This is a genomic window from Campylobacter sp. US53, assembly GCF_004378995.1.
In the GTDB taxonomy this organism is placed as follows: Bacteria; Campylobacterota; Campylobacteria; order Campylobacterales; family Campylobacteraceae; genus Campylobacter_D; species Campylobacter_D jejuni.
Genome location: NZ_RYYH01000004.1, coordinates 84,260 through 96,243 on the forward strand (window position 1 = coordinate 84,260; position 11,984 = coordinate 96,243).

General features: G+C 31.1%; 11 protein-coding genes. 6 read left to right on the forward strand and 5 right to left on the reverse strand.

Annotated features, from left to right (window positions below):
• Positions 1–11 precede the first annotated feature (11 nt).
• From cmeC to ccoG, 5 genes are all read right to left on the reverse strand, one after another.
• Entirely contained in the window at positions 12–1,490 is a 1,479-nt protein-coding gene (gene cmeC / locus ELQ05_RS04365) for a multidrug efflux transporter outer membrane subunit CmeC (protein ID WP_057042681.1), read from the reverse strand.
• The gene (gene cmeB / locus ELQ05_RS04370) at positions 1,483–4,605 is read right to left on the reverse strand and encodes a multidrug efflux RND transporter permease subunit CmeB (protein ID WP_057042682.1); all 3,123 of its coding nucleotides are present in this window, start codon (positions 4,603–4,605) and stop codon (positions 1,483–1,485) included. The genes cmeC and cmeB overlap by 8 nt, the downstream gene beginning before the upstream one ends.
• Positions 4,605–5,708: a multidrug efflux RND transporter periplasmic adaptor subunit CmeA gene (gene cmeA / locus ELQ05_RS04375; RefSeq protein WP_057042683.1), complete on the reverse strand. Its 1,104-nt coding sequence runs from the start codon at positions 5,706–5,708 to the stop codon at positions 4,605–4,607. The genes cmeB and cmeA overlap by 1 nt, the downstream gene beginning before the upstream one ends.
• Positions 5,709–5,801: 93 nt before the next feature.
• A complete protein-coding gene (gene cmeR, locus ELQ05_RS04380; protein ID WP_002866632.1) occupies positions 5,802–6,434 on the reverse strand; it encodes a multidrug efflux system transcriptional regulator CmeR in 633 nt (210 codons plus the stop codon).
• On the reverse strand, positions 6,421–7,797 hold the full coding sequence (gene ccoG / locus ELQ05_RS04385) for a cytochrome c oxidase accessory protein CcoG (protein WP_057042684.1): 1,377 nt from the start codon (positions 7,795–7,797) through the stop codon (positions 6,421–6,423). The genes cmeR and ccoG overlap by 14 nt, the downstream gene beginning before the upstream one ends.
• Positions 7,798–7,956: 159 nt before the next feature.
• Between ccoG and rpsU the strand changes: the two genes are divergently transcribed.
• The 6 genes from rpsU to ELQ05_RS04420 all read left to right on the forward strand — a co-directional run bounded on the left by rpsU (position 7,957) and on the right by ELQ05_RS04420 (position 11,980).
• Positions 7,957–8,169: a 30S ribosomal protein S21 gene (gene rpsU, locus ELQ05_RS04390; RefSeq protein WP_002780697.1), complete on the forward strand. Its 213-nt coding sequence runs from the start codon at positions 7,957–7,959 to the stop codon at positions 8,167–8,169.
• Positions 8,170–8,291: 122 nt separating this feature from the next.
• Positions 8,292–8,897 (forward strand): UPF0323 family lipoprotein, encoded by a 606-nt coding sequence (locus ELQ05_RS04400; protein ID WP_002866630.1) that lies wholly within the window; start codon positions 8,292–8,294, stop codon positions 8,895–8,897.
• 9 nt (positions 8,898–8,906) lie between these two features.
• Positions 8,907–10,076: a glutathionylspermidine synthase family protein gene (locus ELQ05_RS04405; RefSeq protein WP_057042685.1), complete on the forward strand. Its 1,170-nt coding sequence runs from the start codon at positions 8,907–8,909 to the stop codon at positions 10,074–10,076.
• A gap of 2 nt (positions 10,077–10,078) precedes the next feature.
• Complete coding sequence (locus ELQ05_RS04410; RefSeq protein ID WP_057042686.1) at positions 10,079–11,014, forward strand: D-2-hydroxyacid dehydrogenase; 936 nt, start codon at positions 10,079–10,081, stop codon at positions 11,012–11,014.
• Entirely contained in the window at positions 11,004–11,495 is a 492-nt protein-coding gene (locus ELQ05_RS04415; RefSeq protein ID WP_002854188.1) for a YajQ family cyclic di-GMP-binding protein, read from the forward strand. The genes ELQ05_RS04410 and ELQ05_RS04415 overlap by 11 nt, the downstream gene beginning before the upstream one ends.
• An 8-nt stretch (positions 11,496–11,503) precedes the next feature.
• Positions 11,504–11,980 carry a hypothetical protein gene (locus ELQ05_RS04420; RefSeq protein WP_002854442.1) on the forward strand — a complete coding sequence of 159 codons (477 nt, stop codon included), beginning with the start codon at positions 11,504–11,506 and terminating at the stop codon, positions 11,978–11,980.
• The last annotated feature ends 4 nt before the right edge of the window (positions 11,981–11,984 follow it).

The following is an 11,984-nucleotide window of genomic DNA, read 5'->3' on the forward strand; positions in this document are numbered from 1 at the left end:
AATAGAATGAACTATTCTCTAAAAGACATATCTAAATTTTTTGATTCTTCTTTTATATTTTTACTCGTATCTTCACTTTGCTCAAATCCTCCACCAAATGCTTTGATTACATCTACTATGGAATTGGCATAAGAATATTTAGTATTATTAAAAGCAACCGCAGCATTAAGCCAATTTTGACGTGCCTCTAAATAATCTTGCAAAGACATTTCTCCTATATCATAGCGTTCTTTAGCAATTTCATAGATTCTTTTATAAGATTGTTCGCTTGCTTGTGCGTTATCGTATTGTAAGCGTATAGTTTTTCTAGCTACTAAAGCATAGCGAATTTCTCCAAAAGCAGTAATCAAAGTATTTTGATAATTTACAAAAGCTTCATCTTTATTAAGCTTAGCTAAATTTACATTTTGGTAAATTTCACCCCAATGAAAAATAGGCAGAGTAAAGTTTCCACCTATATTCCAAGTCTTAGAACCTCCTTTAACCAAGGTATCTAAATCCCCACTTTCAAATCCCAATAATCCTGTTAAAGAAAGGCTAGGTAAGAAAGCCGTGCGAGCTACTCCAACAAGATAATTTTGCTGAGTTAATTTTTCTAAAGAAGAGCCAATATCTGGACGTTGAAGCAAGATGGTGCTTGAAATTCCAGTTGGAATGTCAAATTCTTTAAGATTAAAAACTTGATAGCTTTGATTTTTGTAAAGTATGTCATTTAAATCATTTGAAGTTAAAATTTTTAAAGCTTTAAGGTAATTTTCTTTATTTAATTTTGCTTCATTATATTGCAAAGCCATACTTTCTAAGTTGGCTCTTGCTTGAGCAAGTTCATATTCACCTACAGCACCAACTTGAAATTTTTCATCATTAATCCTATAAATTTCTTTTGCAGCTTCATAGGCTTCTTTAAGAGCATTTTCATTTTCATAAGCATTTACAAGATTAAAATAAGTTTGAACTGTATTTGAAATAACAGAAAGTCTTGCAGCTTCATAATCATACTCACTTGCTTTAAAGCCTGATTTTGAGGCGCGATATGTATCGCGATATTTTCCCCAAAGATCGATTTCATAGCTTAAATTAAGCCCCATTTTAAAGTCATTACCGTAACTTACTTCCCCAGTTCGATTGCTTGGAGCATTTATAGCTGTTTTTGCACGACTACCGCTTGCGCTACCATCAAATTTTGGCAACAAACTGCTAAAATCTATACCTAATTGAGCAGCAGCTTGTTCCATGTGTATGAAGGCAAGTTTTAAATCATTATTATTTTTAAGTGCTAAATCAACCACTTTATTTAAATTTTCATCATCAAAATCTTTCCACCAATTTTTTGTGATAGAGCTATTGTTTTCTTTTTCCCAGGATAAGGCTCTAAGCTTATTATCAATGCTATAGTTTGCTTCGGGAATATTTAAATTTGGACTTAAAGAGCAAGCTGAAATCAAAAGAGCAAAACTTGCTATAGCGCTAATTGAAATTATTTTATTCATGAACCTTACCTCTTTTTTTATCTAGCCATTCATTAAAATTTTCTAAAAGATAGAAAAATAAAGGCACAAAGAATATCGCTAAAGTTGATGCTGCGATCATTCCACCAATAAGCCCTGTTCCTAAAGAGTGTCTTGAAGCACTTCCTGCTCCTGTTGCGAAAATCATTGGCAAGACTCCAAAAGTAAATGCTAAAGAAGTCATTATGATAGGACGAAAACGAAGTTTTGCCGCTGCAACAGCTGCTTCAAAAACTCCTTTGCCTTTTTTAAAGCGCTCTTCCATTGCAAATTCTACAATCAAGATAGCATTTTTAGCTGAAAGTCCAATTAAGAGCAAAAGTCCTGTTTGAAAATATATATCATTGCTAAATCCTCTTAAATATACCAATAAAAATGATCCAAATACCGCAAAAGGCACGGCTGTTACAACTGCTAAAGGTATAAGCCATCTTTCATATTGGGCAGCTAGAATTAAAAAGACAAATATCATTCCTAAAGCAAAAGCATAGCTTGCTGTTCCTTTGCTAGAAACTTCTTGATAAGCTGATCCACTCCAAGCTATGGAATAATCATCCCCTAAAGTTTCTTTTGCTACTTGAGCAATCGCTTCTATAGCTTGACCTGAAGTATAACCTGGTGCGGGTTGACCTTGAACTTGTGCTGCTGGGAAAAGGTTGAATCGTTTTACATCATCAGGCCCTGAACTTCTTTGTAAAGTTAAAAAAGAATCAAGTGGTATCATTTTTCCATCGTTTGATCTTACAAAAATATTTTTTAATGCATCTTGTGTATTTCTAAAATCACCTTTTGCACGGATATTTACTTGGAAGTTTTTGCCTAACATAGAAAAATCATTAACATAATAAGTACCTATAGTTGCATTCATTGTGTTAAAAACATCTTGCATGTTAAGATTGTAGTGTTTTAATTTATCTCTATCAATTATAAGCTTGTATTGAGGGAAAGTTGTATCAAGAGTTGTTCTTACTCTTGATAGCTCTTTTCTTTGGTTGGCTACAGCAACAAGCTTATTTACATCTTTTTGTATTTCATCATAGCTTTTTCCACTTTTGTTTTGAACATACATTTCAAAACCACCTGTGATACTTAATCCAGGTATAGGAGGTAGGCCTATAAATATACTTGAAGCATTGCGATCAAAAGCAAATTTTTTATTAAGCTCCATGGCGATTTCATCAGCACTCACATTTCTATCTTTCCAATCTTGCAAGCCTATAAACATTGCAGCAGCGTTTTCTTTTAATGAGCTTGTAAAAAGATCAAATCCTATCATAGCCATTGCATCTTTAATTCCATTGGTTTTTAAAACTTCTTGGCTTATATGATCAACTTCTGAGATTGTTCTATGAAGTGCTGAAGCCGAAGGAAGATTAACAATGCCAATCATCAAACCTTGATCTTCTTCAGGAACTAAAGAGCTTGGTACAGCTTTATAAAGATAAAAAATTGCCCCAAGCATAATACAAAAAATTAAAACAAAACGAATGGTTCTTTTTAAAATATATGCTACTCCTGCACTAAATACAGAAGTACTCCAATCAAAAAAATCATTAAATTTCTTTACAAATTTAAATGGCTCTCCTTCATTGCGTCGTAAAAAGAGTGCGCATAAAGAAGGTGTTAAAGTAAGAGCAACAAAACCTGATATGGCTACAGATATAGCCAAGGTAAGGGCAAATTGTCTTTGAATTTCTCCAACAAAACCTGATATAAAAGAAACTGGTATAAAAACAGCACAAAGTACAAGAACAATTGAAATAACCGGAGAGCTAACTTCTTGCATCGCTTGGATAGCAGCATCTTTTACGCTTATTTGTTCATTTTCGTGTAAAATCCTATCGATATTTTCTACAACTATAATCGCATCATCTACAACGATCCCTATAGCTAAAATTAAGGCAAAAAGTGTAAGCAAGTTAATACTAAAGCCTAAAACATAAAGTCCAGCAAAAGTTCCTAACAATGAAACAGGTACGGCTATCATGGGAATAAGCGTTGCACGGAAATTCTTTAAGAACATATACATAACAATAATAACTAAAACTAAAGCTTCAATAAAAGTTTTAATTACTTCTTTGATTGATTCTATCACAAATTTTGTTGTGTCGTAAGGAATTTTATATGTTAAACCTTTCGGGAAATTTTTTGAAAGTTCTTGCATTTTAGCCTGGACAAGTTCTGCTGTATGCAATGCGTTTGCCCCTGATTGAAGATTGATTATAATCGGAACCGCATCATTGCCATTTAATCGTCCTTGTGAGCTGTATTGTTGTGACCCTATTTCTACATCAGCTATATCTTTAAGTCTTAAAAATGATCCATCATCATTTGTTCTTAAAATAATATTTTCAAATTCGCCAGGATTTTGTAGTCTTCCTTGCATAGTGATTGAATAAACATAAGGGGATTTTTGGGTTACAGGTTCTTCGCCAATTTTACCAGTTGCATACTGGGCATTTTGGTCATTAACCGCAGAAATTACATCAGTAGCTGTGATTCCAAATTTATTTAATAAATCAGGTTTTAGCCAAATTCTTAAAGAATAATTACGATTTCCTATGGCGTTTGCATCTCCAACCCCTGGAACTCTTTTTAACTCATCTAAAACATTTAGAGCGATGTAATTGTATACATCCACCGCACTCATTGAACCATCATTTGAATACATAGAAATTGCAGCAAGTGTTGCTGAGGAAGTTTTTCTAACAGTTACTCCAAGTTTTTTAACTGCATCTGGCATTTTTGCAGTTGCAGCTGAAATTCTATTGTTAACATCTATGGTGGCTTGATCAGGATCTGTGCCGATATCAAAATAGACAGTCAAGCTCATAGTTCCTGAAGAACTTGAAGTTGAATCCATGTAAATCATATTATCCGCGCCATTGATTGCATCTTCGATAGGACTGGCAACTGTTGAAGCAATGGTTTGTGCATCAGCTCCTGTATAAGTTGCGCTTACTTTAACTGTAGGCGGAGTTAAAGAAGGATATTGTTCTATAGGTAAATTTGTAAGACCTATGGTTCCAGCCAAAGAAATTATAATTGCAACAACTGAAGCAAAAACAGGTCTTTCAATAAAAAATTTAGAAAACATTATTGTGCTCCAATTTCTTTAACTTCGCTACCAACTTGAATTTTTTTAAAGTTGTCTAAAATAATTTTATCGCCATTTTGCAACCCTTTGTCAATAATAGCGTATTCATTGTTTTGGTAGCTTATATGTACAGAAGATTTTTCTACTTTTCCATTTTTAACAAGAAGAACATAAACATCATTTTGATCTTGTTTAACAGCTATTTGAGGTACTTTAAAGCCATTTTTTTGTATAAAACCTTCTGAAGTAATTGTTGCAAAAGCACCTGGTAAAAGTGTTGATTTATTGTTATCAAATACGGCTTTGGCTTTTACTGTTCCACTATTAGCATCTATAACCGAATCAATAAAATAAAGTTTGCCTTGAACGGTTTCTCCATTAAGATTTAAATTTGCATGAATGCTGTCTAAGTCCCATTTTCCACTTTGAGTATTGCGGACTAAATTTAGCTTATCTGTATCTGAAATAAAGAAATCTGCGTAAATAGGATTTAAATTTGTAACTCTAACTAGTTCAGTTGTTGAGGCACTTACATAATCTCCTATATTAACTAAAGCATCTCCTACAGTACCATCAAAAGGAGCTTTTATTTCGGTATGATCTAGATCAATTCTTGCATTTGCAAGTTGTGCTCTAGCACTTGCTAGACTAGCTTTTGAATTGTTAAATGTAGCAAGAGAAGAGTCGTATTCCTTTTGAGAGATTGCATTTTTACTAAAAAGAGCTTTAGAACGATTAAAATCCTTGCTTGCATTTTCAAAAGTTGCTCTAGCCATTAAAGCTTGTCCGTAAGCCGAATCAACACTAGCTTTAAATTTATCTTGCTCTATAATAAATAATGTTTGTCCTTTTTTTACCTTATCCCCAGCTTTAAAAAGTTTATTTACTATTACGCCACTAACTTGAGGTTTTATAATGACATCATAATCGCTGACAAGTTTAGCAGGGTAAGTAAAACTAAGTGGTAAATCTTCAGATTTAGCACTCATGGTTGTTACAGGTTGAGGCGGCATTTGTATTTTTGGTGCTTCTTCTTTGCTACAAGCAGTGAGTAAAAGCACAACACCTAAAGCTAAAATAGTATTTTTTTGAAATAATTTCATGGTTTTGCCTTGAAAAATTAAATTAAAAATTGTAATATTTATTACAAAAATTTTTGGCTAATTATATCTTAATTTTGGTTAATAAAATTATTTTTAAGCTTTGGAGCCATTGATCCCATTTAGAAAAACGTTTACAACAAATTCAACATGTTCTTTTTGTTCTTTTTTATTTTTCAAAGGAGCATTAATTAAAACATTAAGATGATGATAAGGTTCTTTTAACATAGTACAAAAAAGAACAGCAAGTTTTTCTGCATTTTTTTTCATATAAGAATTATTTTGTTGCTTGAAAAAATCCATAAGTATGTTATAGGAAAAATTTTGTTGATTATTTTCTATCCAATTGGCAAGATGTCTATCTTTGTCATAAACTTGAGAATAGATAATTTTACCAAAAGCTACAGCTTCTGGTTGATTGAAAATTTCTATAAAAGCTAAACCAAAAGAAGTTAAAATTTCTTTTAAAGTGCCATTTTCAATTTCTTGTGTTTTGGAATAAATAAGATGAAAGTGTTTTTTACATATGTCATCTAAAATTTCAAAGAATAGCCCTTCTTTACTTTTAAAACCATCATAAATATTAGAATAAGATCCTCCGGATAATTTAATAATATCACTCAAACTTGTTTCTTGGTATCCTTTTGTTAAAAAAAGCTCTAAGGCCACTGCTTTGATTTTTTCTTGTCTGGCTAAAACTTTTTGTGACGGTGTTCTATTTGAGTTCATTTTTATCCTTTATAAGAGTGCTTTTAGGGTATACAAATATACTTTTTCTAAAAACCGAAATTTTTTCATTATCCTTTGCGTAAGCTTTTATATGTAAAGGAAAGATTACATCTTTTTTATCATTATTTGCTAAATTTTTTGTAGCCCTGATAACAACTATTTTTTTGATTTGTTCTCCTGCTTTTAATTTAAAAGGTTTGTTTGGTCTTATGATTTCAATTCCATCATTTATTCCTTCTAAATTTGCTGTAAAATAATATTCATGAGGTTTAGAATCTGTATTTTGAAACAAAAAGGTATAAGCATTTGAAATGACTAATTCACCTTTAATATTTGAAATATTATATAATTCGCTACTACGATTGATGTTTAAAAGCATGCTTTCTTTTTTGCTTCCCATGATGATTAAAGCCAATAAAGCAATTAAAAGAACTATAAAATATGCTATCGTTCTAAATCTTAAATAATGAACCTTAGAACGCGTTTCAATAGCTTTTGCACTTGTCCAATTGATCAAACTTGGACGATTAAATTTGCTTTGTACCTTAGAGCAAGCATCGGCACATTCAAGACAATTAATACATTCAAGTTGCATTCCTTTGCGTATGTCAATATGAGTTGGACAGATGCTAACACAGGCTTCACAACCTATGCATTCTCCTTCAGGCGGTTTTTTATGAAGTTTGGTGTGTCCATCATAGATCAAGCCCCCGCGTTTTTCATCGTAGATCACTTGCATTGTATCATGATCGAACATTACAGATTGTATTCTTGCATAAGGACAGACATAAACACAAAATTTTTCTTGTAAGTAGGTAATATCCAAAGTAAAAAGTAAGCTAGCACAAAATAAAATTCCAAGTAAAAGTAGATGCTCGCCAGGATTTTGAATATAATTGAAAAAATCTTCAGGAGGAATAAAGTACCAAAGTAAATTACTAACAGCAACTAAAGATATAAAATAAAAAATTATTACTCCAAGAAATTTTTTAAAATATTGCCCTCCATATTCTTTTTGTTTGTTATTGATATTTTTGCGAATTTTAAGAAATTTAGTTTGTATGATATCTCTATATATAACTCTAAAAATCGTTTGTGGACAACTCCAAGCACACCAAATTCTTCCACCTAAAGTTGTAATAAAAAAAATAAATAAAAAAAGAAATATAAGAACAAAAGGCATGAGATAAAATTCTTGTGTTGAAAAAGAAATAAAAAATAGGTTTAATTTAGAATGATCAAAACTTAAAAGAAAAAAATGATTCTCATTAATTCTTATGAAAGGTAGGGCAAATATGATAATACTTGCAATTAAATATACAAAATATCGTTTTTTTGTATAGTTTGTAATGTGTCCTTGCATTTTTAGACCTTAATTATAATTTTTTAGCACTTTGTAATTAAGGATTATAACCGATAAAAACTAAAACAATTTTTAAATGCTTTCTAAGTTAGAATTAATAAGAAGTGTTTTATAATTATATTTCACAACAAAAATTTACACAGAAAGGTGGTGAGGACTGTGCCAGGAATCAAGGTGCATCCTAACGAGTCTTTTGATGAAGCGTATCGTAAATTCAAAAAACAAGTAGATAGAAATCTAGTTGTAACTGAAGTAAGAGCAAGAAGATTTTTCGAGCCTATGACTGAAATTCGCAAAAAACAAAAAATTTCAGCACGCAAAAAAATGCTTAAAAGACTTTATATGCTTAGACGCTACGAGTCAAGACTCTAACCCAAAAGCCCGAAAGGGCTTTTTTTATATCTACGAACTTCATTTGGTATTAAATTAAAAAGTATTTATTATTTTTTGTTAAAATTTCTAAATTTAAATTTTCTGTTTTTAGGATAAACTCTATGAAAAAAATCAAAAAAATCATTCAAATTGGCATGATAGGTGGTTTAGCAGCTGTTGCTGGAGGTGCTTTAGCAGGTTGTGGAAGTAATAATGACAATGCAGATACTTTAAATCAAGCAGCTAATGCTCAAGGAGCTTTTGTAATTATCGAAGAAACAGCTCCAGGGCAGTATAAAATCAAAGATCAATATCCAAGTGATGAAACAAGGGTAGTTTTAAAAGATCTTAATGGTACAGAAAGAATTTTATCCAAAGAAGAAATGGATGCTTTGATTAAAGAAGAAGCAGCTAAAATTGACAATGGAACTTCAAATTTAACTAAAGATAATGGGCAAATCAGTAGTGGGGGATTGAGTTTAGGAGAAACTTTACTCGCAAGTGCTGCAGGTGCTATTTTGGGAAGTTGGATAGGTTCAAAACTTTTCAATAATCAAAATTTTGCTAATCAACAACGCGGTGCTTTTTCAAATCAAAGTGCTTATCAAAGGAGTGTCAATAGTTTTAATAAAGCAGGCACAACAAGTTCTACTTCAAGTGCTAAAAAATCAGGTTTTTTTGGTGGAGGCTCTAAAGCTGCAAGTTCTAGTTCCTCTTTTGGCTCTTAAGGATAAATAATGCAATTACTACAAGTAGATAAACTTCAAAAAGATTATTTAGAAAATATAGGTTTTTCTTGGCATACAGATGAAGATGGAAGTGATTATATTAGCAATAAGTTAGTTTGTGTTAAAGAAAGCGAAGCTAATGCTTATTATGAAGCAGTAAATGAACTTTATGATATGTTTATTGCTGCAGCGCAAGAAGTGATTGATAATGATCGTTTTGATGAGCTTGGAATTCCTTTTAATCTTATTGATGCGATTAAGATGAGTTGGGAAAATGAAGTGCATTGGCATTTATATGGGCGTTTTGATTTAGCGGGTGGACTTGATGGCAAGCCTATAAAACTTATAGAATTTAATGCTGATACCCCTACTGCTCTTTTTGAAAGTGCGATTTTACAATGGGCGCTTTTAAAACAAAATGGAATGGATGAAAGCGCACAATTTAACAGCATTTATGAAAGTTTGATGGATAATTTTAAAAGACTTATTACCCTTGATGAAAGTGTTGAAGGGTTTGAAGAGCATTATCAAGGATGGAAAATTCTTTTTTCAAGTGTTGCAGGAAGTAAAGAAGAAGAAATCACTACAAAATTACTTTCTCATATAGCCAATGAAGCAGGTTTTCAAACTAATTTTTCCTTTGTAGATGAGGTGGAATTTAGTGAAGAGGGTGTTTTTAAAGAGGGTGAAAATTATGAGTATTGGTTTAAGCTTATTCCTTGGGAAGATATAGCCATAGAAGAGGGTGAACTTGCCATGCTTTTAACTCAAATTATGCGTAATCAAAGAGCAATTATTTTAAATCCTGCTTATACACTTTTATTTCAATCTAAGGGAATTTTAAAAATTCTATGGGAACTTTATCCAAATCATCCATTACTTTTAGAAACAAAAGATACTCCTTTGGAAGGTAAAGACTATGTTAAAAAACCTGTTTTTGGTAGAGAAGGCGCAAATATCAGTATAATTAAAGATGGAAAAACTTTGCATGAGAATGTAGGTCCTTATGGGAATAATAAGGTTATTTATCAAGAATATGTAGAGTTTAATTCATGTGAAAACGAATACTATCAAGCAGGTGTTTTCTTTGCTTATGAAGGGTGTGGCTTAGGATTTAGAAAAGGAGGACTTGTGCTTGATAATTATTCTAAATTTGTAGGACATATTATAAAGGATTAGAAATGAAAATTGTTTGTTTAGATGCGGCAACTTTAGGGGATTATGGTTTAAGTGTTTTTGAAAAATTTGGTTCTTTGCAAATTTATACTATAACAAATAAAGAGCAAACCATAGAGCGTTTAAAAGATGCTAATGTCGCCATGACAAACAAGGTTGTAATTGATAAAGATGTGATTGATGCTTGTAAAAATTTAAAACTCATTTTAGAAACTGCAACAGGGGTTAATAATATCGATATTGAGTATGCTAAAGAAAAAGGTATTATTGTAAAAAATGCTGCTGGGTATTCTACTATGAGTGTGGTGCAACATACTTTTGCGTTTATGTTTGCTTTTTTAAATCAAATACCTTATTATGACAAATGGAGCAAAGAGGGTAAATGGTGTGAAAGTCCTATTTTTACAGATTATAGTAGAATTTTAAACACCTTAAGTGGTAAAAAACATGGTATTATAGGTTTAGGAACCATAGGTAAAGAAGTGGCAAAAATTTCAAAGGCTTTTGGAGCCGAAATTTATTATTATTCTACGAGTGGAGCTAATAAAAACGCAGATTTTGTACATTTGGAATTAAAAGATTTATTAAAAACTTGCGATATTATAAGTATCCACGCACCTTTAAATGAAAAAACCAAAAATTTACTCGCCTTTGAAGAATTAAAGCATTTAAAAGATAATGCGATTTTGATTAATGTAGGAAGAGGCGGGATTGTCAATGAAAATGATTTAGCTAAAATCATAGATGAAAAAAATATTCGTGTAGGGCTTGATGTTTTAGAAATTGAACCTATGATGAAAAATCATCCACTTTTAAGCATTAAAAATAAAGAAAATCTTATTATCACTCCTCATGTTGCGTGGGCGAGCAAGGAGGCTTTAAATGCTTTAATGGATATAGTTTATAATAATTTAAAAGAATGGATAGAAAATGGCAAGTGAACATAGTTTTGATATTTCAGCAGCTTTAGATAAACAAGAGTTAAAAAATGCTTTTGAACAAGCTAAAAAAGAACTTGATAGTCGTTATGACTTAAAAGGAATTAAGTGTGAGATTGATTTAAGCGAAAAAGAGAGTATTTTTAAACTCAGTTCTTCTAGTGAAGGAAAGCTTGATGTTTTAAAAGATATAGTGATTTCTAAACTTATCAAAAGAGGAATTAATCCTAATGCTATTAAAGAGCTTTCTCGTGAAAGTGGAGCAATGTTTCGTTTAAATTTGAAAGCAAACGATGCTATTGATAGTGAAAATGCCAAAAAAATCAATAAAGCTATCAAAGATAGCAAACTTAAAGTTAATTCTTCGATTCGTGGTGAAGAAATTCGTGTTGTAGCAAAACAAATTGATGATTTACAAGCTGTGATGAAGCTTGTAAAAGAGCTTGATTTAGAGTTAAATATCAGTTTTAAAAATCTTAAATAAGGTCAAATTTGAAGCATTGTTTAGCTCTGTGTTTTATTTTTTTTCTTTGTGCTTGTAGTGTGAAAAATCAAAATTTTTCGAGTCAAAGCTTGATGGTTTTGATTGCTTCTCCTATGATAAAAATCAATGACGCAGCTTTTTTAAAAAAAGAAAATAATGCTTTAAATTTAGAAGTTTATAAACTAGGGCAAGCTTTTTTTGAACTCAAAATCAAAGATAAAATTTGTATCAATGCAGTGTGTTATGATAAAAAAGTGTTTAATCAAAAATTTTTTAAAAATGTATATTATGATGATATTTTAAGTGATATTTTAAAGGCAAATGCTTTATGGCAGGGTAAAAATTTAGAAAAAACTGATTGTGGTTTTGAACAAAATTTAAAAGCAAAAAATTATGAAATTTTTTATCAAGTTTGTGATAATAAAGTAAGTTTTTTTGATAAAATTTCACATACTAAAATTATCTTAACGCATATTCAAAATTGAAGGA